29 protein-coding genes are annotated in these 25,735 nt (G+C 62.1%); 15 read left to right on the forward strand and 14 right to left on the reverse strand.

What is annotated here, in order from left to right; genetic code table 11:
* Positions 1-57 precede the first annotated feature (57 nt).
* Positions 58-603, forward strand: a complete 546-nt coding sequence (locus GRI69_RS11065; protein ID WP_160728339.1) for a hypothetical protein — start codon at positions 58-60, stop codon at positions 601-603.
* A 7-nt stretch (positions 604-610) separates the two neighbouring features.
* Here GRI69_RS11065 and dut read toward each other — a convergent pair whose 3' ends face one another.
* A complete protein-coding gene (gene dut / locus GRI69_RS11070; protein ID WP_160728340.1) occupies positions 611-1,072 on the reverse strand; it encodes a dUTP diphosphatase in 462 nt (153 codons plus the stop codon).
* Positions 1,065-2,843, reverse strand: coding sequence for a bifunctional phosphopantothenoylcysteine decarboxylase/phosphopantothenate synthase (locus GRI69_RS11075; RefSeq protein WP_160728341.1), 1,779 nt, complete (start codon positions 2,841-2,843; stop codon positions 1,065-1,067). Before GRI69_RS11075 ends, dut begins: the two co-directional genes overlap by 8 nt.
* A 120-nt stretch (positions 2,844-2,963) precedes the next feature.
* Between GRI69_RS11075 and GRI69_RS11080 the strand changes: the two genes are divergently transcribed.
* Positions 2,964-3,365, forward strand: a complete 402-nt coding sequence (locus tag GRI69_RS11080; protein ID WP_160728342.1) for a hypothetical protein — start codon at positions 2,964-2,966, stop codon at positions 3,363-3,365.
* Here the strand turns inward: GRI69_RS11080 and ubiB are convergent.
* A complete protein-coding gene (ubiB, locus tag GRI69_RS11085; RefSeq protein ID WP_160728343.1) occupies positions 3,343-4,905 on the reverse strand; it encodes a 2-polyprenylphenol 6-hydroxylase in 1,563 nt (520 codons plus the stop codon). The genes GRI69_RS11080 and ubiB overlap by 23 nt on opposite strands.
* Positions 4,906-4,907: 2 nt before the next feature.
* Positions 4,908-5,639 (reverse strand): class I SAM-dependent methyltransferase, encoded by a 732-nt coding sequence (locus tag GRI69_RS11090; protein WP_160728344.1) that lies wholly within the window; start codon positions 5,637-5,639, stop codon positions 4,908-4,910.
* Between the two features lie 56 nt (positions 5,640-5,695).
* On the opposite strand from GRI69_RS11090, the gene mutM reads away from it, so the two are divergent.
* Positions 5,696-6,511, forward strand: a complete 816-nt coding sequence (mutM, locus tag GRI69_RS11095) for a bifunctional DNA-formamidopyrimidine glycosylase/DNA-(apurinic or apyrimidinic site) lyase (protein ID WP_160728345.1) — start codon at positions 5,696-5,698, stop codon at positions 6,509-6,511.
* Positions 6,512-6,534: 23 nt separating this feature from the next.
* Here mutM and GRI69_RS11100 read toward each other — a convergent pair whose 3' ends face one another.
* From GRI69_RS11100 to GRI69_RS11115, 4 genes are all read right to left on the reverse strand, one after another.
* Positions 6,535-6,966 (reverse strand): acyl carrier protein, encoded by a 432-nt coding sequence (locus GRI69_RS11100; RefSeq protein WP_160728346.1) that lies wholly within the window; start codon positions 6,964-6,966, stop codon positions 6,535-6,537.
* A 3-nt stretch (positions 6,967-6,969) separates the two neighbouring features.
* The gene (locus tag GRI69_RS11105; RefSeq protein WP_160728347.1) at positions 6,970-7,641 is read right to left on the reverse strand and encodes a glutathione S-transferase family protein; all 672 of its coding nucleotides are present in this window, start codon (positions 7,639-7,641) and stop codon (positions 6,970-6,972) included.
* A 78-nt stretch (positions 7,642-7,719) separates the two neighbouring features.
* Positions 7,720-8,172 carry a glycoside hydrolase family 3 protein gene (locus GRI69_RS11110; RefSeq protein ID WP_160728348.1) on the reverse strand — a complete coding sequence of 151 codons (453 nt, stop codon included), beginning with the start codon at positions 8,170-8,172 and terminating at the stop codon, positions 7,720-7,722.
* A gap of 68 nt (positions 8,173-8,240) precedes the next feature.
* Entirely contained in the window at positions 8,241-8,618 is a 378-nt protein-coding gene (locus tag GRI69_RS11115) for a hypothetical protein (protein WP_160728349.1), read from the reverse strand.
* Positions 8,619-8,711: 93 nt separating this feature from the next.
* Between GRI69_RS11115 and GRI69_RS11120 the strand changes: the two genes are divergently transcribed.
* From GRI69_RS11120 to GRI69_RS11140, 5 genes are all read left to right on the forward strand, one after another.
* Positions 8,712-9,821, forward strand: coding sequence for an S-(hydroxymethyl)glutathione dehydrogenase/class III alcohol dehydrogenase (locus tag GRI69_RS11120; RefSeq protein WP_160728350.1), 1,110 nt, complete (start codon positions 8,712-8,714; stop codon positions 9,819-9,821).
* 21 nt (positions 9,822-9,842) lie between these two features.
* On the forward strand, positions 9,843-10,223 hold the full coding sequence (locus tag GRI69_RS11125; protein WP_160728351.1) for a VOC family protein: 381 nt from the start codon (positions 9,843-9,845) through the stop codon (positions 10,221-10,223).
* 4 nt (positions 10,224-10,227) lie between these two features.
* Positions 10,228-10,737 carry a prolyl-tRNA synthetase associated domain-containing protein gene (locus GRI69_RS11130; RefSeq protein WP_160728352.1) on the forward strand — a complete coding sequence of 170 codons (510 nt, stop codon included), beginning with the start codon at positions 10,228-10,230 and terminating at the stop codon, positions 10,735-10,737.
* Positions 10,734-11,576: an S-formylglutathione hydrolase gene (fghA, locus tag GRI69_RS11135; protein ID WP_160728353.1), complete on the forward strand. Its 843-nt coding sequence runs from the start codon at positions 10,734-10,736 to the stop codon at positions 11,574-11,576. The genes GRI69_RS11130 and fghA overlap by 4 nt, the downstream gene beginning before the upstream one ends.
* A gap of 452 nt (positions 11,577-12,028) precedes the next feature.
* On the forward strand, positions 12,029-12,430 hold the full coding sequence (locus tag GRI69_RS11140) for a hypothetical protein (RefSeq protein WP_160728354.1): 402 nt from the start codon (positions 12,029-12,031) through the stop codon (positions 12,428-12,430).
* A 74-nt stretch (positions 12,431-12,504) separates the two neighbouring features.
* On the opposite strand, the gene GRI69_RS11145 is transcribed toward GRI69_RS11140, so the two are convergent.
* Positions 12,505-13,725, reverse strand: coding sequence for a polyhydroxyalkanoate depolymerase (locus GRI69_RS11145; RefSeq protein WP_160728355.1), 1,221 nt, complete (start codon positions 13,723-13,725; stop codon positions 12,505-12,507).
* Between the two features lie 166 nt (positions 13,726-13,891).
* Between GRI69_RS11145 and GRI69_RS11150 the strand changes: the two genes are divergently transcribed.
* The 6 genes from GRI69_RS11150 to GRI69_RS11175 all read left to right on the forward strand — a co-directional run bounded on the left by GRI69_RS11150 (position 13,892) and on the right by GRI69_RS11175 (position 19,991).
* Complete coding sequence (locus tag GRI69_RS11150) at positions 13,892-15,706, forward strand: ABC transporter transmembrane domain-containing protein (RefSeq protein ID WP_160728356.1); 1,815 nt, start codon at positions 13,892-13,894, stop codon at positions 15,704-15,706.
* A gap of 132 nt (positions 15,707-15,838) precedes the next feature.
* Positions 15,839-17,980, forward strand: coding sequence for a M13 family metallopeptidase (locus GRI69_RS11155; protein ID WP_160728357.1), 2,142 nt, complete (start codon positions 15,839-15,841; stop codon positions 17,978-17,980).
* A gap of 81 nt (positions 17,981-18,061) precedes the next feature.
* Entirely contained in the window at positions 18,062-18,871 is an 810-nt protein-coding gene (locus GRI69_RS11160; protein WP_160728358.1) for an undecaprenyl-diphosphate phosphatase, read from the forward strand.
* Positions 18,872-18,965: 94 nt separating this feature from the next.
* The gene (locus tag GRI69_RS11165) at positions 18,966-19,220 is read left to right on the forward strand and encodes a GlsB/YeaQ/YmgE family stress response membrane protein (protein ID WP_160728359.1); all 255 of its coding nucleotides are present in this window, start codon (positions 18,966-18,968) and stop codon (positions 19,218-19,220) included.
* Between the two features lie 73 nt (positions 19,221-19,293).
* Positions 19,294-19,551, forward strand: a complete 258-nt coding sequence (locus tag GRI69_RS11170; protein WP_160728360.1) for a hypothetical protein — start codon at positions 19,294-19,296, stop codon at positions 19,549-19,551.
* A gap of 164 nt (positions 19,552-19,715) precedes the next feature.
* Positions 19,716-19,991, forward strand: a complete 276-nt coding sequence (locus tag GRI69_RS11175) for a hypothetical protein (protein ID WP_160728361.1) — start codon at positions 19,716-19,718, stop codon at positions 19,989-19,991.
* A gap of 90 nt (positions 19,992-20,081) precedes the next feature.
* Here GRI69_RS11175 and phhA read toward each other — a convergent pair whose 3' ends face one another.
* Complete coding sequence (gene phhA / locus GRI69_RS11180; RefSeq protein ID WP_237453063.1) at positions 20,082-21,023, reverse strand: phenylalanine 4-monooxygenase; 942 nt, start codon at positions 21,021-21,023, stop codon at positions 20,082-20,084.
* A 58-nt stretch (positions 21,024-21,081) separates the two neighbouring features.
* Between phhA and ppk2 the strand changes: the two genes are divergently transcribed.
* On the forward strand, positions 21,082-21,852 hold the full coding sequence (gene ppk2, locus GRI69_RS11185) for a polyphosphate kinase 2 (protein ID WP_160728362.1): 771 nt from the start codon (positions 21,082-21,084) through the stop codon (positions 21,850-21,852).
* Here ppk2 and GRI69_RS11190 read toward each other — a convergent pair.
* Genes GRI69_RS11190 through GRI69_RS11205 form a run of 4 tightly spaced genes read right to left on the reverse strand, consistent with a single transcriptional unit; the run spans position 21,849 to position 25,713 of the window.
* Positions 21,849-23,081, reverse strand: a complete 1,233-nt coding sequence (locus GRI69_RS11190; protein WP_160728363.1) for an acetyl-CoA C-acetyltransferase — start codon at positions 23,079-23,081, stop codon at positions 21,849-21,851. The genes ppk2 and GRI69_RS11190 overlap by 4 nt on opposite strands.
* Positions 23,082-23,098: 17 nt before the next feature.
* Complete coding sequence (locus tag GRI69_RS11195; RefSeq protein ID WP_160728364.1) at positions 23,099-24,322, reverse strand: CoA transferase; 1,224 nt, start codon at positions 24,320-24,322, stop codon at positions 23,099-23,101.
* 3 nt (positions 24,323-24,325) lie between these two features.
* Complete coding sequence (locus tag GRI69_RS11200; RefSeq protein ID WP_237453064.1) at positions 24,326-25,513, reverse strand: acyl-CoA dehydrogenase family protein; 1,188 nt, start codon at positions 25,511-25,513, stop codon at positions 24,326-24,328.
* A complete protein-coding gene (locus GRI69_RS11205) occupies positions 25,510-25,713 on the reverse strand; it encodes a hypothetical protein (protein ID WP_160728365.1) in 204 nt (67 codons plus the stop codon). Before GRI69_RS11205 ends, GRI69_RS11200 begins: the two co-directional genes overlap by 4 nt.
* Between the last annotated feature and the right edge of the window lie 22 nt (positions 25,714-25,735).

Consider the following 25,735-nt stretch of genomic DNA (forward strand, 5'->3'; position numbering starts at 1 on the left):
CATGCCGCTCACCCGGGGCGGCGGTTAGTTGTCGCCCTGTCCACAGGGAGAAAGATTATGTCCGACGTTGTTAAGGCACTCAATGGTTGGCGCATCGCCGGATGGGGCGCGCTTGCTGCACTCCTGATCCTCCCGGCGATCGCCATGCGGTTCACTCCGGAAGTCGACTGGACGGCATCCGATTTCCTATTTGCAGGAATAATTCTTGCGGTGCTGGGAATCGGGGGCGAGATCGCCTTGAGGGTTGGGCGCAACGCCCCGCATCGGTCGGGGATAGGGATCGCAGCACTGGGCGGCTTCCTGACAGTCTGGATCAATGGCGCAGTGGGGATGCTGGGAAGCGAAGACGAACCGACCAACCTCGTTTTCATTGCATTGGTTGGCGTAGCGATATTCGCCAGCCTTATCGTGTGGTTCCGCCCCTCGAGCATGCGCTGGATCATGGCGGCACTTTCCGCTGGTCAGTTCGCGGTGGGTATCGCAGCAGGGTTATGGACCATGCCCGGACACTCCCTTGAATGGGGTGTACTGACTTTTTTCGCCTTGATCTGGGGCTCGTCTGCCGCGTGTTTTCATGCGGCGAACCAGCGCGCAAGGAAATGATGCGGTGCTAGACCAGTTGCGCGTGGCCGCCGGTTGATCCGAAGCCACCTTCACCGCGGGCGGTATCATCGAGCTCTTCGACTTCGTCCCACGAAGCCTGAACGACCGGGGCGATCACCAGCTGTGCCACCCGGTCGCCGCGCGCAATCGTGAACTCGTCGGAACCGTGGTTGATAAGAATGATCTTCAATTCCCCGCGATAGTCGCTGTCGATCGTGCCCGGGGTGTTGGGCACGGAAATGCCGTGCTTAAGCGCGAGGCCCGAACGAGCCCGGACCTGAATTTCGAAGCCTTGCGGGATCGCCATTGCCAGACCTGTCGCCACGGCATGACGTTGGCCGGGTCTGAGCGTCACGCTCTCTGCTGACAGCACGTCCATGCCGGCGGCACCGCTGGTCGCGTAGGCGGGCAAGTCGAGCCCGTGGCCATGCGGCAGCCGCTTGATGCGGACCGGCACCGGGTCAGTCACGCGGGTCTTCCTCCGGTGCAACGAGTGCTTCGGCCGCGCGGCGGACCAGTTCGCGAGCGACGTCTTCCTTGGGCATTTCGGCGAGGCTTTCCACGCCGCCCGAGGTGACGATGTGAACCTGGTTCAAATCGCCGCCCATCACGCTTTCGCCTTCAACACCAGCGACATTGTTGGCCACGATCCAGTCGGCACCCTTGCGCTTGCGTTTGGACTTCGCGTTCTCGACGACGTTTTCGGTTTCGGCAGCGAAGCCGATCAGGAGATGCGGTCGTTTGCGCCCCGCTGCGACGGCGGCAAGAATGTCCGGATTCTCGGCGAGGATAAGCGCAGGCGGTGCGCTGCCGCGCTTTTTCATTTTTTCGCCTGCGACATGGCGGCTCTTCCAGTCGGCCACGGCGGCGACCATGAAGGCTGCATCGGCAGGAAGCGCATTGCGCACTTCTTCTGCCATGTCTTCGGCTGTCTCTACATCGATGCGATCGACACCCACCGGGGTGGGAAGATGCACGGGACCGGAAATAAGCGTTACTCGTGCTCCAGCCGCTGCAGCCATGGCAGCGATGGCAAAGCCCTGCTTCCCGCTCGAACGGTTGGCGATGTACCGCACCGGATCGATCGGCTCGCGGGTCGGACCGGCAGTAACCAGTACGTGCTTGCCGTAGAGCGGGCGATGTTCGGGATCTTCGTCGAAAATCGCCTGACCATAGAGCGGATTCGCGGCCAATGCTTCCGATGCGTCCAATACCTGGGCATCGCCTGGAATCGGCTGCGGCATGGCGCGCGCGTCCAGCCGGGCGACGGTGTGGTTGATTGCTTCCTTGTCCGTCGGAGGAGCAGAGGCAGCCCCGCCCTTCTTGGCAAGCAGCGGCCCGCCGAGATCCGGATTGAATTCTGGCTCCTCGAACGCGTCGGCGTCGAAATCGACTTCCTCGAATTCGTCCTCGTCGAAATCCTGTTCGACCTCCTTCTCACTGCGCTTTGCGGTGCTGCGCGGGATGATCGCATTGAGCAGGCTGCCGAGTCCCGAACCGCTATAGGAGGACTTCTCTTCGTCGTATTCGTGTTCGTCAGCTTCTGCCGGTTCGCCGTGCTCGTCGCTCTCTGGATCGACGGAAAGCGGCGAGAGTTGCGGGGCCGGCGGAGCAAGTTCGGGCAGGTCGATATCCAGATCGAGCTGTTCGGCGATCTTCTGCAGGATCGCCGCCGGTTCCGGCAGGCGTCCGGGACCGAATTCCCCACACGCCATCGCGCCTTCGTCCGGATCCATCACGGTAACGCCCGCCTGACGGAGCCATTCGGCATTACGCTGGGTCGCAGAATGCTCCCACATGCGCACGTTCATCGCGGGCACGGTCACGACTGGCTTGTCGGTGGCGAGGATCAGAGTGGTGGCGAGATCGTCGGCGATGCCCGCAGCCATCTTTGCAAGGAGGTCCGCCGTGGCCGGGCATACGACGACGAGGTCGGCCTGCCGCGAAAGCTGGATATGCCCCATCTCCACCTCGTCCTTGAGGTCGAAGAGCGAGGTATAGACCTTGTTCTCGCTCAGCGCGGCAAGCGCCATGGGTGTAACGAATTGCTGGCCACCTTCGGTCAGGACGCAAGTGACATCGCCCCCCGCCTTCTTGATCAGGCGCACGAGTTCGCAGCTCTTGTAGGCGGCGATGCCGCCTCCGATGACGAGCAGTATCCTGGGGCCGCTCACGCGCCCATGCCCGCTGTCTTCATGGTGCGCTGACTGGCTCGCGCGGATCGGCTGGTGAATTCCCATTGCGTCATCGATGCGCTTGCTAGCGCCCCCTGTCCGTCATTTCCAGCGCGCATAAGCACACTATTCAAGCTCATCCTTGCCAGCCTATGGTTTAGAAATCCGTAACGGGGGAATTTCACCATGCATTTCATTCTCGCCGGTCTGCTTGCGCTCGGTGCGCTGCTCGACCTGATCCTCGGCATCAGCTTCTTCATCGATCCCGCCAAAGCTGGTTCCGATTTCGGGCTGCATTCGCCCACGCCGATGGGTCTGTCGGCCATGCGCGGGGATTTCACCGCCTTCTTCTGGGTTGCGGCGATCAGCATGGGTATCGGCGCATGGAAGCGGCGCGGAGACGTATTGTGGCCCGCGCTTGCGCTCTTCGCCATCGCTTTTACCGGGCGACTGGTGAACCTCGTGGTGGTCGGCGATTACGACGGCTGGTGGCAGCCCATGACTGTCGAAGCGCTTCACGTCATCGTGATCGCTCTCGCGATCCAGGTCTTTCCCTTCGGCGGGATCAGCCCAGCAGACCCTGTGTGACAGCGGCCCAGGACGCGATGCCGCCCAAGGCTGCCGCCGCAACATAGCCGACCCAGCCGCGTTTCTTGCGCTTGGGGGCTCCCGGTCCGAATTCGATCGGGATTTCGGGCAGCGGCGGCGGTTCGGGCGCCCCGCCCCGGGTAGGGAAGCGATCCTCGATCCGGCGGACGAGTTCGGGAATACGTAGCAGCGTTGCGGTATCTTCGCGGATCCGGTCCGCGATGGCGGCTTCGGGGCCGAGTTCGTCGCGAATCCAGCTGCGGACATAGGGGGCGGACACGTCCCACATGTTGATCTTGGGATTGAGCTGGGTGGCGATGCCTTCGACCATTACCATGGTCTTCTGCAGCAGCAGAAGATGAGGCTGGGTCTGCATGTCGAAATCGCGCGTGATTGCGAACAGCCCGTCGAGCATCTGGCCGACGCTCAACTCGCTTACCGGCTTGCCGCGCATCGGCTCGCCCACAGCCCTGAGCGCCGTCGCGAACTCGTCGACATTATGGTAGCTGGGCACATATTGTGCCTCGAAATGGATCTCGGCAACGCGGCGGTAATTGCCTGTGGTCAGACCATAGAGGATTTCGGCCAGCCACATGCGCGCGCGCCGGTCGATCCTCCCCATGATGCCGAAATCGATCGCCGCGATTGTCCCGTCGGGCTTAACGAACAAGTTGCCCTGATGCATGTCGGCGTGGAAGAATCCGGCCGCGATAGCCTGTTTGAGAAAGGCAAGGACCAAACGGCTGGCCAGATCGTCCATGTCGTGGCCTGCGGCGATCAGCGCTTCGGTGTCGCTGATCTTGATCCCGTCGATCCAGTCGATGGTCATGACCCGGCCATTGGTCCGGTCCCAGTCGATATCTGGGATCTCGTATTTCTCGGTTGCGACCATGTGCTCGGCCAGTTCGGAAGCGCTCGCCGCCTCGCGCCGAAGATCGAGCTCCCGATTGGTCCAGCGTTTGAAATTGGCGATGGTCAGGCGCGGGCGGAGGCGCGCGCCCTCTCCGCCGAAGCTTTCGAGATGCGCGGCAGCCCATTCATAGGTGTCGATATCGCGCGCAAAGCGTTCGCGCACGCCGGGGCGCAGCACCTTGACCGCGACTTCGCGGCCCTCGGTCGTCACCGCGCGGTGCACCTGCGCGATCGAGGCAGCGCCGATCGGCACCGGATCGAATTCCGACCATAGCGCCTCCAGAGGCTGTTCGAAGCTGGCCTCGATACTCGCCTTGATCTCCGAGAAATCGACCGGGGGCAGGTTGTCCTGCAGGCTCAGGAGGTTGCGTGCCGCTTCCTCTCCGACAAGGTCGGGACGGGTCGCCAATGTCTGTCCGAGCTTGATGGCTGCCGGACCGATATCCTTGAAGGCCCCGGCATAGTCGGGCTCTTTCGGCTGCACCGTTCCGAAGCGAGCGATCCGCGCCAGCCGCTTGACCGGCGGCGGCGTATTCGGATCACGCTCGATCCCGCGCAGCGCGCCATGCCGCGCAAGCGTGCGGCCCCATTTCAAGAGCCGCCAGATATGCGTTGCGGGCCGTGCCACCGCTAGACTTTCCACCCCGAGTGGATGTTCACCGCGCCGCCGAGTATTTTCTCGACACGTGTGTTCTCGAAGCCCGCATCGCGGATCATGGCCTTGAACTCGGGTGGCTTGGGGAACCGGCGGATCGACTCGGCCAGGTAGCGATAGCTGTCCTCGTCACCAGCAATCGCCTTGCCGATCTGCGGCATGACCTTGTGCGAATAGAGGTCGTAGACTTCCTTGAAGCCGGGCCAGTCGGTCTGGCTGAATTCCATGCAGTAGAACCGTCCGCCGAACTTCAGAACGCGGTGCGCCTCGCGGAGGGCCTTGTCGATGAAGGTCACGTTGCGGATGCCGAACACGATGGTGTAGGCGTCGAATGTGCGGCTGGAAAACGCCAGTTCCTCGGCATTCTGGCGAGACCACACGAGTCCATCGATGCCGCGCTCCATCGCGCGTTCGATGCCGACGTCGAGCATTTCCTGGTTGATGTCGGACACGGTGACGCTCGCACCCTTGTCCGCCATACGGAAGGCAATATCGCCCGTGCCGCCCGCCATGTCGAGGATCTGTTCGCCCGGCTGCGGCTTCACGCGCTTGACGAAGCGGTCTTTCCAGAGCCGGTGCATTCCGGCGCTCATGGCGTCGTTCATCACGTCGTATTTGGCGGCAACGCTGGAAAAGACCTCGCCCACGCGGCCGGTCTTTTCGGATGCGTCGATGTCTTCGTAGCCGAAGGAAACGGTGTCGTTCATGGAGGCGAGCCTTAGGGGGAATTGAGCGGGGCGCAAAGGGTGTTAGAGGGGTTTTCATGCCAGAGCTTCCCGAAGTCGAAACAACGGTGCGCGGACTTGCCCGGTTCCTCGAGGGGGAGACGATCACGCGCGTCACGGTCAACCGCCCCGATATGCGCCGCCCCTTCCCGCCCGATCTGGTGCAGGCGCTGACCGGCGCAAGCGTGACGCACCTGTCGCGCCGGGCGAAATACGGGCTGATCCATACCAGCCGCGACCATGCCATGATCTTTCACCTCGGCATGAGCGGGCGCTGGCGGATCGACCCGGAGGTTGACGAGAAACACGACCATCTCGTGATCGAAACCGCAGGCCACCGTTTCGCCCTCAACGACCCGCGCCGCTTCGGTTCGGTCGACCTGATGACCAGTAGCGAACTGGTTACGTGGAAACCCTTCACCGCTCTGGGACCGGAACCATTGGGCGACGATCTCACCCCCGAACATCTGCGCGAGGCGACACGCGGGCGCAAACAGGCGATCAAGCTGCTGCTGCTAGATCAGAGCATCGTGGCAGGCCTTGGCAATATCTACGTCTGCGAGGCGCTGTGGCATGCGGGCATCCACCCGCGAAAGGCTGGGGGCAAGGTGACCCTGCCGCAACTCCGCCGCCTCGTGCCTGCGATCAAGGATGTGCTGGAGCGCTCCATCAGCGACGGCGGTTCTACCTTGCGCGATTTTGCCCAGCCCGACGGCAACCTCGGCTATTTCGCCACCCGCTTCCACGTCTACGGTCGCGAAGGGGAGCCCTGCCACCATGAGGACGGCGGCACCATCCGCCGCATCGTACAGGGTGGTCGCAGCACGTGGTTCTGCCCGGTTTGTCAGAGGTAGAATTCAGCCTAAGTCTTGCAATATTACTTGTCCGGCCATGCGCCAGCTTCAGCGGCAGAAACCACTTCGGCAACAGTGATAGGTTGAAGAGGGTCGGGGGTGACCCGGTGTATAGCCCAATACCAAGCCACCAAGAGAACGACGGCAATCAGGAAGCCAACCATTGCTCCGAGATCGAGCAACCCCGCAACTACGCCGCCTGCTACGGCGGCAGGCAATATGATCAAGCCGTTCCAACAGGAAAATCCTTCCGGCCCAAAATAGTCACCCCAATGCTGATATAGGTTCGTTAGATCAGTCCCGTATCGCTCCTGGAGAGATTGAAAGAATTCGACCGCATCGTCACCGTCCATTCCTAGGTCGTGAAGTAGCCGTGAGGATGGACTAATCTTCTCGGCCGACAGACCGCGCTCGTCAGCCAACATCCCGACAATCTCGCGACCTGTTTCGCTCATGACCTACAAATCCAGCGAGGCATATTCCCGTGGCGGGGGCAGGCCGTCCATCTTCTCGCTCAGCAGCGGGCGGAAGCTGGGGCGGCTTTTCATGACCATGTACCATCCTTGCGCCTGCTCATGTCCGCGCCAGTCGACCGCGCCGAGGTAATCGACGACCGAGAGATGCGCTGCACAGGTCAGGTCGGCGAGGCTCAGCTGGGGGCCTGCGAGCCATTGCCGCGTGTCGACCAGCCAATCGATATAGTCGAGATGGCCATGCAGCATCCGCCCCATCTGGCGCAGCACCTGCCCATCTGGCGGCTGCCGCAGGACAATCCGCTTCTTCATCTTCTCATTGAGGGCTGGCCCGCTCACGTCGGCATAGAAATTCTCGTCGAACAGAGCGACCAGACGCCGGATTTCGGCGCGCTGGGTTGCGCTGCCCGAAATCATCGGATTGCGTTCGACAGTCTCTTCCAGGAATTCGCAGATAGCCTGGCTGTCACACAGGGTGACCCGGCGCGCAGCATCATGGAGCACCGGGGTACGACCTGCAGGATTGAGCTGCCAGAAAGCGTCGCTTGCCTCCCAGGGATTTTCGCGCACCAGTTCGTAGGCGACCGACTTCTCGCCCATGAGCAAGCGGAGCTTCCGGCTGAAGGGACACAAGGGGAATTGGTGGAGTTGCCACATGCTGGCCCACCCCATGCATCACCCGGGCGCCAAAATCCACATCGCCGCGCAGCTGTCCGCCAAAATTTCGGCGTGAAGTCAGTCGGCTTGCGGCGCAGCGTCCTTTAACCGTTCCGCCATCTGCTCGAGCGCGGGCATCATCTGTTCGAAAGCGTCGGCCATCGAGCCCATCGTATCGAGCGCGCGCGGCAGGTTCTTCTCGATTGCTTCAGGCACGCGGTCCGCTTGGGGAGCCACCGAACGCAAGGTTGCGTCGGGATCGACCTTGGGCGCATCCTCGCCCGCGATTTCCCCGAGCGAGTTCATCAGGGGGGCAAGCGGCATGTCGAGCAGCACCTCGCTCATCGTCCGCAGCATAAGCGCCATCTGGCGCTGGTTTTCGGGGTCCCGCATGCGTTCGGCCATGTCGGAAAACGGGCTTTCCCGCTCTTCCAGCGCAAGCGGCTCTTGCGTGTCCGCATCCTGCGCAAATGCGGGGGCAGACGCCAAGAGGGCGGTCGAAGCAAGAGTTGTCAGAACAAGTTTACGCATGGTCATTCCCCGAATTTCGCGGCGGGAAGGTGCTACTCCCAGCCCGCTGAAAGGTGGCTGAACGGACTTCAGAGACCGGACGCCTCAAGCATCAGCAGGCAAGCTGGCATTACCTGCTCGATGGCTTGCGGATCACCTTTCAGCGCTTCCGCCTCCCGCATCACGAGCTGCGCAATCGCATCGCGGTTTGCCCCGGTCTGCTCCATCAATTGCGCCATGGTGCGCACGAAGAATTCCTGGCCGCGCTGGCCGAGTTCCGGATAGTCCTGAAAGCCCGCATCGCCGGCCTCACGTGACTGCTGGACCAGCGCGAAGGCAACACCGCAGCGCAGCGTGGTTTCCTGCTCCATCGTGAGAGCGGGAAGCGCAGGTGCGGGTTCCACGCCCTGCGCAGAAAGCGGAACCGCGGCAGAAAGGGCGGCGAGTGTGATCAAGGACTTTATCATGGCACCCAGCCTAAACCGGTGCCGATGAACCGCAAGCAACTTGCGGGGCCGCAGGAGCTTCACTACGCCAGCCGAAAAGGAGATTCGTTTCATATGAAAACCAGAGCCGCCGTCGCCTTCGAAGCCAAGCAACCGCTGGAGATCGTCGAACTCGATCTCGAAGGCCCGAAAGACGGCGAAGTGCTGGTCGAAATCAAGGCGACGGGCATCTGCCACACCGATGCCTATACGCTCGACGGGTTGGACAGCGAGGGGCTGTTCCCGAGTGTGCTGGGCCATGAAGGCGCAGGAATTGTGCGCGAGGTCGGCAAGGGCGTCACTTCGGTGAAGCCCGGCGACCATGTGATCCCGCTCTACACGCCGGAATGCCGCCAGTGCAAAATGTGCCTCTCGGGCAAGACCAATCTGTGCAGCGCGATCCGCGAAACGCAGGGCAAGGGCCTGATGCCCGACGGGACGACGCGGTTCAGCTACAACGGCAAGCCGATCTACCATTATATGGGCTGTTCGACCTTCTCGAACTTCACCGTCCTGCCCGAAATCGCCGTGGCGAAGATCCGCGAGGACGCGCCCTTCCACACCAGTTGCTACATCGGTTGCGGTGTGACCACGGGGGTGGGCGCTGTCGTGAACACGGCGCAGGTGAAGCCGGGCGACAATGTGGTGGTGTTCGGGCTGGGCGGGATCGGCCTCAACGTCATCCAGGGCGCGAAGATGTCGGGCGCCGACCGTATCGTCGGTGTCGACATCAATCCGGACAAGAAGAGCTATGCCGAACATTTCGGCATGACCGACTTCATCAATCCCAAGGAAGTGAAGGACGTGGTCGCCACCATCGTAGAGATGCTCGATGGCGGGGCGGATTACAGCTTCGACTGCACCGGCAATACCGACGTGATGCGTCAGGCGCTCGAATGCTGCCACAAGGGCTGGGGCACCAGCATCATCATCGGCGTGGCGGAAGCGGGCAAGACCATCGAGACGCGCCCCTTCCAGCTGGTGACGGGCCGCAACTGGCGCGGGACGGCATTCGGCGGGGCCAAGGGCCGCACCGACGTGGCCAAGATCGTCGACTGGTACATGGACGGCAAGATCCAGATCGACCCGATGATCACCCACGTCCTCAAGCTCGAGGAAATCAACAAGGGTTTCGACCTCATGCATGCGGGCGAAAGCATCCGCAGCGTGGTGGTTTACGACTGAATTTCACCAAGGAGAGAAGCAATGTTCAGCCATGTCATGCTGGGGGCCGACGATATCGACGCCTCGAAGAAGTTCTACGATGCCTGCTTCAAGGCGCTGGGCGGCCGCGAAGGCCAGATCGATCCCAAGGGCCGCGTGATCTATATTCACAATGGCGGGATCTTCCTGCTGACCAAGCCGATCGACGGACAGCCGGCGAGCTGCGGCAACGGATCGACCATCGGTTTTGCCGCCGACAGCCCCGAAATGGCCGATGCCTGGCATAAGGCTGGCAGCGAGAATGGCGGCACCGAGATCGAGGATCCGCCGGGCATGCGCGAAGGTGCAGGCATGAAGCTCTACCTCGCCTATCTGCGCGATCCTGCAGGCAACAAGGTCTGCGCGATGCACCGTCCGGGCTGATAGCTTGGGCCATCGCGGCGAAGCGGGATTGCGGGAGGACCTCCGGGCGCTCGCGATCCCCTTCGAGCATCACGAACACGAGGCCGTCTTCACGGTCGAGGAAAGCCGCGGGGTGAAGGAAGCCATCCCGGGCGAGCATACGAAGAACCTGTTCCTGAAGGATGCGGGCGGCGCCTTCTGGCTGGTCACCGTTCCGGCGGAAATGCGGGTCGATCTCAAGGCGCTGCCTGCCGCCATCGGCTGCAAGCGGGTGAGCTTCGGCAAGCCTGACGACATGGAGCGACTGCTGGGCCTTACACCCGGATCGGTCACTCCGCTGGGCGCGATCAACGCCGAACCGGGCAGCATCGCCGTGGTTCTCGACCGAACACTGGCCGAGGCGGCCCGTATCAACGTCCACCCGCTTCGCAATACCGCGACCATCGGCCTGTCCGGCGCGGACACCTTGCGATTGCTCGAACATTGGGGGCATGCGCCGCGCATTGCAGACATACCCGCACAGGAAACCGGATGACTCTCGAATACCTCTCCCAGAACAAGGCCTTTGGCGGCGACCAGTTCGTGCTGTCGCACCAGTCGGAAACGACGGGGACGGAAATGACCTTCTCCGTCTATGTTCCGCCCCATGCCCAGGGAGCGAAACTGCCGGTGCTCTGGTACCTTTCGGGCCTCACCTGCACCCATGCCAATGTCACCGAAAAGGGCGAATACCGCGCCGCCTGCGCCGAACACGGCGTGATCTTCGTCGCGCCCGACACTAGCCCGCGCGGTGACGACGTGCCCGATGCCAAGGACGAATATGATTTCGGCAAGGGCGCGGGCTTCTATGTCGATGCCACACAGCAGCCGTGGTCGAAGCACTACCGGATGCGCAGCTACATCGAGGAAGAACTCCCCGCGCTGGTAGCCGCCAACTTCCCCGCCGACATGACCCGACAGGGCATCACCGGCCATTCGATGGGCGGTCACGGCGCGCTGATCACCGCCCTGCGCAACCCGGACCGCTTCCGCTCGGTCAGCGCCTTCGCGCCGATCGTCGCCCCCGCGAAAGTCCCATGGGGCGAAAAGGCCTTGTCACGCTATCTCGGGGACGACCGCGATGCGTGGCGCGCATATGATGCCGTCGCACTGATCGAAGATGGCGCGCGGCTGGACAATCTGCTGGTCGACCAGGGCACGGCAGACAATTTTCTCGAAGAGCAGCTCAAGACCGGCCTGCTATCGATGGCTTGCGCCAAGGCAGGCATTCCCGCCGACATCCGCATGTGGGAAGGGTACGACCACTCCTATTACTTCATCTCGACCTTCTTGGGCGAGCATTTGGCGTGGCATGCGGAGCGGTTGGGTAAGTAGAAGGCGAAAAGGCGGCTGACGCCCCATTGTTGACATCCATCGACGTTCCCCTTTTTGCATCAAAAAGCTGAAAATGCTAAAAACAGTTCCTCTTTAAATAAGGAGCTGTCGTGAAATAAGGAGCTGTCGTGATAAATTCCCTCGTCGCCGTCGCTGTCATCCTAATAGGTGTTTTCGGATACAAGAACAGCAAACGTTCTGACAATCGCCCTGCCGATTGACCACCTTGCACCCCAAACGGTCATCCGCCTCTGTTTAGGATCACGCCAAAAGTGGACCGATTGCTTTGTGGAATTCTTTGCTGTTAACGGATATTTTTGATACAATGCCGACGCAAACATGCGTCCGATTATGTCGTTTAATCAAAGGTCCAGCTGGGTAGCAGACTAACACTATTCATCTTGGCTTCATATTCGGACGAGCAACCTTTGGCCTTATCGAGGGGACCTGCAATGCACTTACTAGCATCCGTTTTGCCGCTTCTTTCGGTAGGTATTGCCGCACCCCCTACTGGCTATTCGGAGCAATTCGAGAAAATCGCAGTTGCCGCGTCCTCTTTTCAGACTTGTGAACAGTTGGGCTACTCGGTCGATCGTCAAGGTATCGCCAGTTGGACTCGGGCCGCCAAACAGAACGCCGTTGCCGCTGGTGCTAGCGAAGACGAAGCTCGAAATAAGTTGCAGAAAGTCGTTCGGACTGAATGGAAAAGTGTTCTTGATCGCCATGCGCGCGCAAAGATCATGCAGCATTCTCCCAAGCACGTGGCTCGCAACAATCGCCTCTGGCAGTCTCGCTGCGAGAACTTGGCGGAAGATCCTTGGAGCGCGCCCTATTTTTCGGCCGATCGAGGCTGATCATCAATCGCTGTTCCGGGGGAGGGGCAGAAGTTCCACCCCTCAGCCCATTCGGGAAGTTAAGGTCCATCGCCTCACCCGTGCGCGGCGATGAATTCCTCCACCACCGGCGCGATCTTGCCGCGCCATTTGCTGCCGTTGAAGATGCCGTAATGTCCGGCGCCCTCCGCCATGTAATAGCGCTTCTTTCCGGTCTCGAGATTGGGCGTCAGTTCAAGCGCGGCGCGGGTCTGGCCTAGACCCGAGATATCGTCGCGCTCGCCTTCGATGGCGAGCAGGGCGGTCTCGGTGATGTCGCCCAGATCGACGCGCTTGCCGCGGTGCATGAAGGTGCCGTTGGGGATCGAATGGTTCTGGAACACTTCCTGCACCGTCTGCAGGTAGAATTCCGCCGTCATGTCGCACACGCTGCGATATTCGTCGTAGAAATCCTTGGTCGCCTGCGCGCTCGCCTCGTCGCCTTCGGTGAGGTGCTTGTACATCTCGTAATGGCTTTGCATGTGATTGCCGAGATTCATGCTCATGAAACCGGCCAGCTGCATGAAGCCGGGATAGACCCGCCGCCCATGCCCGCGGTATTGCATCGGCACCGTGGCAATCACGTTGTGCTGGAACCACTCGATCGGACGGTCCATCGCCATGTCATTGACGCTGGTGGGCGAACAGCGGGTGTCGATCGGTCCGCCCATCATGGTGAGCGTCTTGGGCGCGCAAGGGTGCCTGTCGCGGTTCATGATCGCGGTCGCGGCGAAAACCGGAACCGAAGGCTGGCAAACCGCCATCGCATGCGATCCGGGACCGATGTGTTCGAGGAACTCGATCACGTAATCCATGTAGTCGTCGAGATCGAACTCCCCTTCGTGCAGCGGCACGTTGCGGGCATCGGACCAGTCGGTGACGTAAACGATGTAATTATCCAGCATCCGCTCGACCGTGCCCCGCAGCAGGGTGGCGTAGTGTCCGCTCATCGGCGCGACAATCAGGAGGCTCGGCGCGTCTTTCGGCAGGCCTTCGCGGTGGAAACGCTTCAGGTCGCCGAAGGGCTTGTTGAGTACCGTGGCTTCGACCACCGGATATTCGTCATTCCCGACGGTGACGCTTTCGATGCACCAGGCAGGCTTGCCATATGTGGCGGTGGCGTGGGCGAAAACCTCGAGCGCGCTCGCCGCCATTGGCCCCATGCCCATATAGCCGAAGGGCAGCGCCGGATTGGAGAGCATCTCGGACCCGATCGAGGCCCAGGTGCTGGCGCTCGACAGCCAGCTGCGTTGCAATTCATAGGCGTGATAAAGCATCGTATTCCCCTGCGGCCCGCCTGTTGTGTTGTCGCGTGCGGGATCGTCCAAAAGAGGTGGAGTGTGCCGCTTCGCTTGTGATTGTGCAATGCACAAAAGGGGTAAAAGTGCCGGTAAGGCGCCTCCGGTGTGGATTTTGCACCCCGCGCGCACTAGGTGAGCGTCGATGGACGAGACGGGCACTGAAACCAAACCGAAGCGCAGGCTCTTCCGCCGGCGGAAGGTCGAGAACCGCTCCCTGAAGCCCCTGCGGATGGTCTTTGCGGCCATGCTGCAATATCCCGGCCACGTGGCCATGGCGCTGGCAGCGCTGGTGATAACGGCAGCGGCCACACTGGCGATTCCCGCCGGCTTCAAGATGGTCATCGACAGCGGCTTCGGCGCCAGCGGCGATCCCGACCAGATGGGGCAGTGGTTCCGCTACCTGCTGGTGATCGTCTGCGTCCTGGCGCTGGGAACGGCGCTGCGCTTCTATTTCGTGAGCTGGCTTGGCGAACGGGTCATCGCCGATGTCCGGATGCGGGTTCAGGACAACCTGCTGCGGCTTGCGCCGGGATTTTACGAAGAGAACAGCCCCAAGGAAATCTCGAGCCGGATGACCAGCGATACGGCGCTGATCGAAACGACCGTGGGCACGACCGTGTCGGTTGCCCTGCGCAACACGTTGGTGGCGATCGGGGGGACGATCTACCTCTTCTACCTCGTGCCGAGCCTGACGGCGGGCATGCTGCTGATCATCCCCGCAATCATCCTGCCGATAACCCTGTTCGGGCGCAGGCTGCGCAAGGTCAGCCGCACGAGCCAGGACCGCGTGGCGGACATCGGGGCGATGGTGACCGAAGTGCTGTCGGCGATGAAGATCGTCCAGGGCTTCAATCAGGAAAAGCGCGAACATACGCGCTTCTCGGACGCGGTGGAGCGCACCTTTGCCGTGGCCAAGCGCCGGATCCTCATCCGGGCCGCGCTCACCGCAAGTGTGATCCTGCTTATCTTCGGCGGCATCACCATGCTAATCTGGCGCGGTGCGGAAGCCGTGAACGAGGGCACGATTTCCGGCGGCACGATTGCGGCCTTCGTGCTCACGGCAGGATTGGTGGCAGGGGCTTTCGGCGCCCTGACCGAAGTCTATGGCGATCTGCTACGCGCTTCGGGGGCTGCGAGCCGATTGACGGAACTGCTGGCTGAAAAGCCCGCAATCAGGGCTCCCGAGAAACCGCAGGAATTGCCCACCCCGCCCCGCGGCAGCCTGTCGTTTCGCAATGTCACCTTCCGCTATCCGACACGGCTCGAGACGCCTGCGCTGATCGATTTCAGCCTCGAGGTCGAGCCGGGAGAGACCGTCGCCATCGTCGGCCCCTCCGGCGCGGGAAAATCGACCATTTTCCAGCTGGCCGAACGCTTCTACGACCCGCAGAGCGGCACGATCCGCCTCGACGGCATACCGCTGACGAAGGCCGATCCAGCCGAGATCCGCAAGCGTATCGCCTTCGTCCCGCAAGAGGGTGTGCTGTTCTCCGCCAGCGCGCGCGACAATCTGCGTTACGGCAATTGGGACGCGAGCGAAGAGGAAATCTGGGCCGCCGCACGGGCCGCGAATGCGACCGATTTTCTGGAATATCTGCCGAAGGGTCTCGACACCTATCTCGGCGAAAACGGAACGCAGCTTTCGGGGGGCCAGCGCCAGCGCGTTGCCATTGCCCGCGCGCTGCTGCGCAATGCGCCGATCCTGCTGCTCGACGAAGCGACCAGTGCGCTCGATGCCGAAAGCGAACGGCTGGTGCAGGACGCGCTCGAACACCTGATGCAGGATCGCACTACGCTGGTTATCGCCCACCGCCTTGCCACCGTGCGTGCGGCGGACCGGATCGTGGTGATGGAGGAAGGGCGCCTCGTCGAACAGGGCACGCACGATCAGCTGGCGGCCAATGGCGGGCTCTACGCAAGGCTCGCGAGGCTCCAGTTCGGCAACGAAGCCGCCTGAACCTTCGACCAAACCCTCGCGGTATCCGACGAACGGCGACTCCCTCGCCTTCGATCTGCTAACCAGACTGCACGAGGTCGCATGTCCTGGGGGAATGAGGGCACGACCGGACTGCAACCGGAGAGATATTTCATGACCAAGACGTTTTTCGCTGCGGGTGTTTCCGCGCTCGTGCTGTCGCTGTCCATGCCCGCCGTGGCGCAGGACACTGCCGCAGCACCGGCCGCCGAAGAGACTCCGCTGCCCACGATGGAATTCGGCGAATGGGGCTTCGACCCGGCTTCGCTGTCGCAGGATATCGATCCGGGCGACGACTTTTTCGCCTATGCCAACCAGAAGTGGCTCGACGCCAATCCGCTGCCGGCGGAATTCAGCCGCTTCGGCGCGTTCAATCTGCTGCGCGAGAAATCGACGGCGGATGTGAAGACGCTCGTCGACCGGCTGACCGCCAAGGACCCGGCCGCACTTACCTCCGACGAAAAGCGCATCGTCGATGCCTATGAGGCCTATCTCGACACCGCCGCCATCGAAGCTGCCGGCCTTGCGCCTGCGCAGCCCTATCTCGAAGCGATCAAGGGCGCCGAAACGCTGGCTTCGCTGGCCGAGGTCTGGGGCACGCCCGGCTATTCCTCGCCCCTCTTCGCCTATGTCGAAGTCGATGCGAAGGAACCCACCCGCTATTCCGTCCACGCCGGTTCGGGCGGTCTCGGCCTGCCCGACCGGGACTATTACCTCGACGAAAGCGAGAAGGGTAAGGACATCCAGGCTAAGTACCGCGACTACCTCGCTTTCCTGCTCGGCGAGGCGGGTTATGCCGACGCTGCGGGCATGGCGCAGAAGGTCTATGACTTCGAGGATTCGCTTGCCCGCAAGGTCGCCTGGGATCGCGCTACGCGCCGTAACGACGACCTGACCTATAATGCACTGACCCCGGCAGAGCTGAACGAAAAGGCCGGCGGCTTCCCCCTCGCTGCGATGCTGGCGGCGAGCGGCTTCGAGGATGTCGACCGCTTCATCGTCACCGACCTTTCGCCGAGCAAGGAACGTGCAGAGGAACTTGGACTCGATGCCGAAACGCTCGCCAAGATTGGCGGCGGCATGCCCGCAGCAATGGAATTGATCCTCGAAACCCCGATGGAGGTGCTGCAGGCCTGGACCGCCAAGGGCTTCCTTTCGTCCAACGCCGCTGTCCTGCCCAAGCGCTTCGACGATGCACAGTTCGCTTTTTACGGCACCACGCTGAACGGCACCCCCGAACAGCGCCCCCGCTGGAAGCGCGCGATCGGCGAGACCGAGGGCCTGCTGGGCGAATTGCTCGGCAAATCCTATGTCGCCGATTACTTCCCGCCCGAAAACAAGGCGGCGATGGACGATCTGGTGGCCAACCTGCGCAAGGCCATGGCGCTTTCCATCGAGCAGAACGACTGGATGGGCGAAGCGACCAAGAAACAGGCGGTGGCCAAGCTCGACGCGTTCGATCCCAAGATCGGTTACCGCGACAACCTCGAGACCTATGAAGGTCTCGGCATCGTTCCCGGCGCACCTATCGCCAACCGCATGGCGGCGGCCGAATGGGGCTGGGAAGACATGATGAGCAAGCTGGGCGGCCCGATCGACCGGACCGAATGGTACATGCTGCCGCAGACGGTCAACGCCTATTACAACCCGACCAAGAACGAGATCGTCTTCCCGGCTGCCATCCTGCAGCAGCCGTTCTTCGGCATCAGTGCCGATCCGGCGGTCAACTATGGCGGCATCGGCGGGGTAATCGGGCACGAAATGGGCCACGGTTTCGACGACCAGGGTTCCAAATCGGATGGTACCGGCATGCTGCGTAACTGGTGGACCGACGCCGACCGCGAAGCGTTCGACCAGATGGGCAATGCGCTGGTCGAACAGTACAATGCCTACTGCCCGCTCGACGACGGGGAAACCTGCGTCAACGGCCGGCTCACCCTTGGCGAGAACATCGGCGATCTCGGCGGTCTCAGCCTCGCCTACCGCGCCTACAAGCTGTCGCTGAACGGCAAGGAAGACGAAGTGATCGACGGGCTGACCGGCGACCAGCGGTTCTTCCTCGCCTGGGCGCAGGTATGGCGTTCGCAGCAGCGCGAGGAATCGGCCCGCCAGCGGCTGACCACCGATCCGCACAGCCCCGAAGAGTTCCGCGTCAACGGCATCGTGCGCAACATGGATGCCTGGTACGAGGCCTTCGGCGTAACCCCGGAAGACGAGCTCTACCTTCCTCCGGAAGAGCGGATCACGATCTGGTAAGTACGCCAGTCGGCGCAGAAAACAGCGAGGGCGGAGCAGGTCGGTTGACTTGCTCCGCCCTTTCTTCATGAGAGCGCCCCTATGGACAATACGATCACCGCCATCCTGCTGGGCATACTCGAAGGCCTGACCGAGTTTCTGCCGGTCTCCTCAACGGGCCACCTGATCCTGGCCCAGTCGTTTTTCGGTTACGATCCGGAACAGTGGCGCCAGTTCAATATCGTCATCCAGCTGGGTGCCATCCTGGCAGTCGTCGTGTCTTACTGGTCGCTATTCTGGCGCATGGGCACGGGATTCCTGACCGGCCAGCCGGAAGCCCTGCGCTTCGTGCGCAACATCTTCCTGGGTTTCGTGCCGGCCGCGATCATCGGACTGCTCGCCAAGGATGCCATCGACGTCATGCTCGGCAGCCCGATGGTGGTTGCCGTCGCGCTGGTGCTAGGCGGGATCGCCATACTGGTTCTGGAAAAGACGATACCCGCGCGGGAAGACACCGGGGTGGCGGCGCTTTCGTGGAAAGTCTCCATGGCGATCGGTCTCGCCCAGTGTCTGGCGATGATCCCCGGTACGAGCCGCTCTGCCTCCAGCATCCTCGGTGCGCTCGCCATGGGCGTCGGACGCAAGACCGCAGCGGAGTTTTCGTTCTTTCTCGCGGTGCCCACCATGCTCGGCGCGGCCACGGTCAAGATACTCGACGAACCGGCGCTGCTCCGCGGAGAGGCGCTGATCAGCTGGACCGAAATCGGCCTCGGCTTCCTCGCGGCCTTCCTCACCGCATTATTGGTGATCCGCCTCTTCGTCGCTTATGTCAGCAAGCACGGCTTTTCGCCCTTCGCATGGTACCGAATCCTGCTGGGTTCGATCGCTGTCTTCTGGCTCTGGGGCAGCTGATGGGCCGCATTACTGTCACCGTTTCGTCTCATTTTAGGAACCGATTGCCAAACCATGGCTTGTCTGGATTGATACGAACTGCAGGGAACCCCCGATGGGTCTGATTATCCTGATTATTACTGGTGCTCTTCTGGGCTGGTTGGCGACAATCGCCCTGAAGATCGAGGACGGGAGCAGCATCTTGCGCAACGTCCTGGCAGGCATGGCAGGATCGCTGATCGTCGGCGTAGCCACTTCGGGCGGTGTTTTCCTGGGCGCAATCGGCGCGACTACGCTCCTCTATGCGATACTGGGCGCGCTCGTCTTCGTCGGCCTTTACAACGTCATACGCCAGAAGGCCTTGTCTTAATTTCGCCACCGTTTATCAAAAGCAGCCAGGACATGCCCTGCGGCATGAATCCTTGAACCAAGGGGAAGATATAATGAAATTCACCAAAGCCACGCTCGTTGCATCGGCAGCCGCACTCAGCCTCGGCCTCGCAGCTTGCGACAGCCCGACGGAAGAAGCCGCTGAAGAGCAGGCAGAAGGCATGGAAGCCGAAGCTGACGCCATGGAAGACGCCGGCACGATCACCGACGAGCAGGCTGACGCCATGGAAGCCGAAGCTGACAACGTCGAAGACGCCGCCGAAGGCGACACCGACGAGTACACCGAAGGCATGGAAGAAGCCGTCAACTAAGACGCTTTCCAATCGGAATTCGAAGGCGGCTCGGGAGAAATCCCGGGCCGTCTTTTTTTCGATCTCCGGAACCAATCCCGCTCTAACACATTTTTGCCATGATTAGCGATTTGTCGTGCTTTTGCGACAGGCGTCGCAATCGCACCAATTGAAGGGGAAATTCGATGAAATTCACCAAAGCTACTCTCGTTGCTTCGACCGCTGCCATGAGCCTCGGCCTTGCCGCATGCGACGGCGCAAACGAAAACGCCATGGAAGATGCCGGCGAACAGCAGGCTGAAGAAGTGAACGACATGGCCGACCAGATGGAAGCCGAAGGCGCGATCACCAGCGATCAGGAAGACGCTATGGTCGATGACGCCGAAGACACGGCCGACGCCATGGAAGAGCAGGGCGAAATGATGGACGAAGGCGCGGAAGACGCTGCCGAACCCATGTAAGTCACTTCTGCTTTGCAGAACGACAAACGGCTCCGGAGCAATCCGGAGCCGTTTTCGGTTTGGCTCTGAATTCGGTCCTGATCGGTCTGCCTAGACCGGCTTGGCGCCCGATCCCCTGCCGCCGCGCAGCGTGTATTCGAGCGTCCCGCGATTGACCACATAGTCGACGTCGATCACCGCCGTATTGGCATAGGTGAACCCCGGCCCCAGATTCCTGTAGAGCTTGTCGAAATCGCGTTCTACCGTCTGGCGGTAGAGATCCTCGAAGCTCGAGATGACGAAATAGGTCGGCTGCAGGTCGCTGATCACGTAATCGGTGCGCATAACCCGGTCGACATTGAGCATGATCCGGTTGGGGCTTTCCGCCTCGACCGAATAGACCACCTCGGTCGGTCCAGACAGGATGCCTGCCCCGTAGGCGCGGATATCGCCAGGCTTTTCTTCGAGCAGGCCGAACTCCACCGTGTACCAGTAAAGCGCGCCCAGCGCCTTCAGCCGGTTGTAACGCATCGCCTTCCAGCCGGCCTTGCCGTATTCCTGCATGTAATCGGCATAGACCGGATCGGTCAGCATCGGGACGTGGCCGAAGACATCGTGGAACACATCGGGTTCCTGGATGTAGTCGAAGGTCTCGCGCGTGCGGATGAAATTGCCTGCGGGGAAGCGCCGGTTGGCGAGGTGCCAGAAGAACACGTGATCGGGGATCAGCATGGGCACGGGGACCACGCTCCAGCCGGTCAGCCTGTCGAGCTCTTCGGAAAGCTTGCCGAATTCGGGCACGCCCCCGCGCCCAAGGTCGAGCTTCTCCGTCCCTTCCATGAAAGCGGTCGCCGCGCGGCCGGGCAGCATTTCCATCTGCCGCTTGAACAGGTCGTTCCAGATCGCGTCGTCTTCGCTGTCATATGCGGTCTGCTTGGGCTCGAGCCAGTCTTCGCCCACATGCTCGGGCCGCTTCAAGGGCGCGGTGAATACATCCGCCGGCATTTCCGGCAGGCGGGTAAAATCTTGTTCTGTTTCTGCAAGTGTAGCCATATTGCTCCACTAGATAGTAGCTTTGCCGCCACCATTCAAATCGGGAGATGCGCGCAGGATGAAACGGAAAGAATACGAAACCGCGCTCGAACCGATGCGCGAAGAACTGGTGGCGATGGCGCGCTGGGTGCGGGTAACCGGCCAGCGTATCGTCGTATTGTTCGAAGGACGCGATACGGCAGGCAAGGGCGGCGCCATCCGCGCGGTGTCGGAAAAGCTCAATCCGCGCCAGTGCCATACCGTGGCACTGGGCACGCCGACCGAAGCCGAGCAGGGCCAATGGTATTTCCAGCGCTACGCCGGACACCTGCCGACAGCGGGCGAGATTGTGCTGTTCGACCGCAGCTGGTACAATCGCGCGGGCGTCGAAAAGGTCATGGGCTTCGCGACCGATGCCCAGGTGAACCAGTTCCTCGATCAGGTGCCGGTTTTCGAGAAGATGCTCGTCGAGGACGGAATACTTCTGTTCAAATACTGGCTTGGAGCGGACCAGGAAAGACAGGAGGAACGACTGCGCGAACGGCTGGATGACCCGCTCAAGCGCTGGAAGCTCTCTCCCATCGATCTCGCCGCGCGCGGTAAATACGATGCCTATACCGAGGCGCGCGAGGAAATGCTGCGGCGTACACATACCGACTGGGCACCGTGGACGCTCGTCGATTTCAACGACCAGAAGCAGGGCAGACTGACGCTGGTACGCGACCTGCTCGACCGCTTGCCCGACACCAGATGCGATCCTGCGGAAATCGACTTTCCCGCGTTGGGGCGCGAACCAGAGGCGGAGAGCTACGGCGTGCTCAAGCCCATCGAAAACTATCCGATCGCTTAGGCCGCGCGCTCGAACACCGCGGCCATGCCTTGTCCGCCGCCGATGCACATTGTCTCGAGGCCGTAGCGCACCTCGCGCCGCTGCATTTCATGCGCCATGTCGGCGAGGATGCGGATACCCGTCGCGCCGATGGGGTGGCCGAGCGAGATGCCCGATCCGTTGACGTTGACGATGTCGCGGCGGCTGTCGTCATCGGCAAAACCCCAGCCCTTGAGCACGGCAAGCGCCTGCGGGGCGAAGGCCTCGTTCAGTTCGATCAGGTCGATGTCGTCCCAGCCAAGACCGTTCTTCGCGAACAGCCGCTCGACCGCCGGGACCGGGCCGATGCCCATACGGCTGGGATCGCAGCCCGCCGCGCTCCACGAATGGAACCACAGGATCGGTTCGAGGCCGAGTTCCTCCACCTTGTCTTCAGCCACGACGAGGCAGGCGGCCGCGGCATCGTTCTGCTGGCTGGCATTGCCTGCCGTGACGACGGCTTGCGGGTCACGCTTGCCGTCGATGGGGCGGAGCGCGGAAAGCGTCTCCATGCTCGCATCCTCGCGGAAGCCTTCATCCTTGGCGAAAATGGTGGGATCGCCCCTGCGCGAGGGGATTTCGACCGGCACGAGCTGTTCGTCGAACCGGTCGGCGTCCCACGCGCGGGCGGCATTCTGGTGGCTGCGGACCGCAAATTCATCCGAGGCCTCGCGGCTGATGCCGTAATCCTTGGCGAGATTCTCGGCGGTTTCGATCATGCCGGTGATGACGCCGAAACGCTCGATCGGCTGGCTCATCAGCCGTCCCCGCGTCAGGCGGTCCCACAAGGCCATGTCGCCCATCCGCGAACCGTGGCGCGCCCGGGTGGTGTAGTGTTCCACATTGGACATGCTCTCCACCCCGCCCGCCAGCACGCAATCGGCAGCGCCAGTCTGGACCATCATCGCCGCGGTCGCTACCGCCTGAAGGCCCGAGCCGCAGCGCCGGTCGAGCTGGAAACCGGGCACTTCGATGGGATAGCCTGCCGCCAGCCAGCTCCACCGCCCGATAGCGGGTGCCTCGCCGCTGCCATAGCCCTGGCTGAACACCACATCATCGACGCGCAGAGGATCGATGCCGGTGCGTTCGACCAGCGCCTTGATGATAACCGCCCCCAAAGCACCCGCCTCGAGCGGGGCGAGGCTGCCGAGAAACTTGCCCACCGGGGTACGGAGCGGCTTGCAGATGGCGACACGGCGGAGTTCGGGCATGGGTTTAATCCCTAAATTCAAGCATCGGAAAGGCGGGCGATATCGCGGTCGACCAGCTGGCCTATTGCGCCCGAGGAAAGGCCGAGCCTTGTCGCGAGCACTTCCTCGGTATGCTGGCCGAGATAGGGCGCGGGGGCAGGCGCACCTGCCTCGCGGCCGGGAATGTTGGCGAAGCTGCGCGTAGCGGGATATTCGAGTCCCGAGGGGTTGCCCGATGAGCGGGTGAAAAGCGGGTTTTCGCCAACGAGAACGGGGTCGTTCGCGGCTTCGTGCATGGTGCGGTACCGCTCGAAGGTGCAGCCTTCCGCCCCCATCCGGCGTTCGAGGTCGCTCCAGTCCATCGCACCGGCGCGCGACTTGAACAGGTCGAACAGCGCGCGGCGATGCTCGAAACGGGGCCGGTCGCCATCGGCGAAACGTACGCCCTCCCGTTCTTCCAGAGCGGCAATTCCCTCCGCCACATCGAAGGCTTTCACCAGCCCTGCCCACTGCTTGGCGGTCAGCGCAGCGACCATGAAGCGCGTGCCGTCACGCGTGCGAAAGTCGCGCCCGAACGCACCCCAGATCGCATTGCCCAGCCGTTCGCGGTCGCCGCCGCGATAGAGCATTTCGGCCATCGCGCCGCTATTGGCGACCGTGCCGATCGCCACATCGCCCAGCGGCACGCGCAGTTCGCTGCCCTCGCCGGTACGATCGCGGTGGCGGATCGCCGAAACCAGCGCAAAGGCGCAATATGCGCCGGTGATGAAATCCCAGGCGGGCAGCACCTGGTTGACCGGCGGCGCGGTCTCCAAGTCCCAGTCTTCCGGGCCGCACATCAGCGGATAGCCGCTGGCGGCGTTGACGGTGAAATCCATCGCCTGCCGTCCGTCATGCCAGCCCATGATGCGCACGCTGACGAGATCGGGCCGGTCAGCCGCAACCGCATCGTGCGAAAGGAAGCTCTTTTCGGGTAGGTTGGTGATGAGGTTGCCGGTTTTTGCCGACAGTTCGACCAGCAGTTCGCGCCCCTCTGCGCTACGCAGGTCGAGAGCGACCGATTTCTTCGCCCGGTTGAGGTTCTCCCAACTCAGCGAGCGCCCCTCTTCGGTCAGCATGTAGCGATCGTAATCGAGCCCGCCTTCCTTGTGATCGACGCGGATCACCTCCGCGCCCATCTGCGCGCAATAGAGCCCTGCAGTGGGCGAGGCGACGAAGCTCGACGCCTCTATGATCGAGAGATCGTCCAGGAGGTTATACACCCGCTACAGACCCGCCGCATATTCGCGCAGCATCCGCTTGGCGATCTGCAGTTGCAGGATCTGCGTGGTGCCTTCGTAAATGCGGTAGATCCGCGCATCGCGGAAGAAGCGTTCGGCGTCGTATTCCGCGAGATAGCCCGCCCCGCCATAAATCTGCACCACGCGGTCCACCACGCGGCCGCACATTTCGGAGGCGAAGACCTTGAACGCCGCCGCGTGCTTGACCGTGTCCTCGCCGCGATCGACCCGCGCGGTAACGTCGGCCATCATGGCTTCGGCGGCATAGATCTCGGTCCAGCTCTCGGCGAGCATCTGCTGGATCAGCTGGAAATTGGCGATGGGTTCGCCGAAAGCCTGCCGCTCGTTGGCGTATTTCACCGCGGAATCGAGCGCGCGGCGCGCATAGCCCGCGCTCGCCGCGCCAACCGAGATGCGGCCATTGTCGAGGCTCATCATCGCAAAGCGGAAGCCCTGACCCGTCTCGCCGCCGAGCAATGCATCGCCCGGCACATGCACGTCGTCGAGCATGACATCGGAGATATGGCTGCCCGACTGACCCATTTTCTTGTCCGGGCTTCCGGTCGAAACGCCGGGGGTATCCATCGGAACGAGGAAGGCGGAAACATGCGCGTTTTTCGGTAGCGCGTCCTTCTCGGTACGCGCCATGATCAGCGCGACATCGGCGTGCGGCGCATTGGTGATGTAGCGTTTGGTGCCGTTGAGGATCCAGCCGTTCCCGTCCGGATCAGGCCGAGCCATCGTCTGCATGGCTGCACTGTCAGATCCGCTGCCGGGTTCGGTCAGGCCGAAACAGGCGATCTCTCCGCCCGCGATGCGCGGCCACCATTCGGCTTTCTGCGCTTCGGTCCCGCCGTTTTTGATCGCCGAATTGAACATGCCGACATTGATCGAAAAGATCGAACGGAAGGCAGGCGCGGCATAGGCCATGGTCTGCACGACCTTGGCGTATTGGGTGATGTTGAGCCCCGCGCCGCCATAATCTTCGGGAACGGTGAGGCCGAACAGTCCCATGTCCTTCATCTCGGCCAAGATGTCGTCGGGGACCTTGTCCTGCTCGATGACGTCCTTTTCCGCCGGAAGCAGCCGTTCGCGGACATAGCGTTCGAGCTGTTCGAGGAACTGGTCGAACGTATCCTGATCCATTCCGGGATTGGCGGCGGCCGTGCTCATTCGCTCTCTCCAGTCGATGGCGTTGCTTCGGGGTCAGGCGTTTCCTCGGGCATCCGCTGTTCCTCCAGCATCGAGGCAGCGTCTTCGAGCGCTTCCGCCTCTTCCTGCGTCACGGGGCCGGGGTCAGCGCCCTCAGTCGAGGAATTGCATCCGGCGAGGGCAAAAACACTCGCTGCGAGCGGAAGGGCGATTCGGGTCATGGCGGCGATGCTATCTCCCCGG

Origin of the sequence: Qipengyuania vulgaris, assembly GCF_009827325.1 — a bacterium.
In the GTDB taxonomy this organism is placed as follows: domain Bacteria; phylum Pseudomonadota; class Alphaproteobacteria; order Sphingomonadales; family Sphingomonadaceae; genus Qipengyuania; species Qipengyuania vulgaris.

Excerpts from the sequence above, each read along its gene's own strand:
- GRI69_RS11170 (WP_160728360.1), top strand. The coding sequence starts at position 19,294 with ATGAAATTCACCAAAGCCACGCTCGTTGCATCGGCAGCCGCACTCAGC.
- GRI69_RS11140 (WP_160728354.1), top strand. The coding sequence starts at position 12,029 with ATGCACTTACTAGCATCCGTTTTGCCGCTTCTTTCGGTAGGTATTGCC.
- GRI69_RS11080 (WP_160728342.1), top strand. The coding sequence starts at position 2,964 with ATGCATTTCATTCTCGCCGGTCTGCTTGCGCTCGGTGCGCTGCTCGAC.
- GRI69_RS11155 (WP_160728357.1), top strand. The coding sequence starts at position 15,839 with ATGACCAAGACGTTTTTCGCTGCGGGTGTTTCCGCGCTCGTGCTGTCG.
- GRI69_RS11105 (WP_160728347.1), bottom strand. The coding sequence starts at position 7,641 with ATGTGGCAACTCCACCAATTCCCCTTGTGTCCCTTCAGCCGGAAGCTC.
- GRI69_RS11120 (WP_160728350.1), top strand. The coding sequence starts at position 8,712 with ATGAAAACCAGAGCCGCCGTCGCCTTCGAAGCCAAGCAACCGCTGGAG.
- phhA (WP_237453063.1), bottom strand. The coding sequence starts at position 21,023 with ATGGCTACACTTGCAGAAACAGAACAAGATTTTACCCGCCTGCCGGAA.
- ppk2 (WP_160728362.1), top strand. The coding sequence starts at position 21,082 with ATGAAACGGAAAGAATACGAAACCGCGCTCGAACCGATGCGCGAAGAA.
- GRI69_RS11075 (WP_160728341.1), bottom strand. The coding sequence starts at position 2,843 with ATGGGAATTCACCAGCCGATCCGCGCGAGCCAGTCAGCGCACCATGAA.
- GRI69_RS11145 (WP_160728355.1), bottom strand. The coding sequence starts at position 13,725 with ATGCTTTATCACGCCTATGAATTGCAACGCAGCTGGCTGTCGAGCGCC.
- GRI69_RS11200 (WP_237453064.1), bottom strand. The coding sequence starts at position 25,513 with ATGAGCACGGCCGCCGCCAATCCCGGAATGGATCAGGATACGTTCGAC.
- GRI69_RS11175 (WP_160728361.1), top strand. The coding sequence starts at position 19,716 with ATGAAATTCACCAAAGCTACTCTCGTTGCTTCGACCGCTGCCATGAGC.
- GRI69_RS11205 (WP_160728365.1), bottom strand. The coding sequence starts at position 25,713 with ATGACCCGAATCGCCCTTCCGCTCGCAGCGAGTGTTTTTGCCCTCGCC.
- GRI69_RS11090 (WP_160728344.1), bottom strand. The coding sequence starts at position 5,639 with ATGAACGACACCGTTTCCTTCGGCTACGAAGACATCGACGCATCCGAA.
- GRI69_RS11115 (WP_160728349.1), bottom strand. The coding sequence starts at position 8,618 with ATGATAAAGTCCTTGATCACACTCGCCGCCCTTTCTGCCGCGGTTCCG.
- GRI69_RS11150 (WP_160728356.1), top strand. The coding sequence starts at position 13,892 with ATGGACGAGACGGGCACTGAAACCAAACCGAAGCGCAGGCTCTTCCGC.
- GRI69_RS11160 (WP_160728358.1), top strand. The coding sequence starts at position 18,062 with ATGGACAATACGATCACCGCCATCCTGCTGGGCATACTCGAAGGCCTG.
- mutM (WP_160728345.1), top strand. The coding sequence starts at position 5,696 with ATGCCAGAGCTTCCCGAAGTCGAAACAACGGTGCGCGGACTTGCCCGG.
- GRI69_RS11100 (WP_160728346.1), bottom strand. The coding sequence starts at position 6,966 with ATGAGCGAAACAGGTCGCGAGATTGTCGGGATGTTGGCTGACGAGCGC.
- GRI69_RS11110 (WP_160728348.1), bottom strand. The coding sequence starts at position 8,172 with ATGCGTAAACTTGTTCTGACAACTCTTGCTTCGACCGCCCTCTTGGCG.
- GRI69_RS11065 (WP_160728339.1), top strand. The coding sequence starts at position 58 with ATGTCCGACGTTGTTAAGGCACTCAATGGTTGGCGCATCGCCGGATGG.
- GRI69_RS11165 (WP_160728359.1), top strand. The coding sequence starts at position 18,966 with ATGGGTCTGATTATCCTGATTATTACTGGTGCTCTTCTGGGCTGGTTG.
- GRI69_RS11190 (WP_160728363.1), bottom strand. The coding sequence starts at position 23,081 with ATGCCCGAACTCCGCCGTGTCGCCATCTGCAAGCCGCTCCGTACCCCG.
- fghA (WP_160728353.1), top strand. The coding sequence starts at position 10,734 with ATGACTCTCGAATACCTCTCCCAGAACAAGGCCTTTGGCGGCGACCAG.
- GRI69_RS11125 (WP_160728351.1), top strand. The coding sequence starts at position 9,843 with ATGTTCAGCCATGTCATGCTGGGGGCCGACGATATCGACGCCTCGAAG.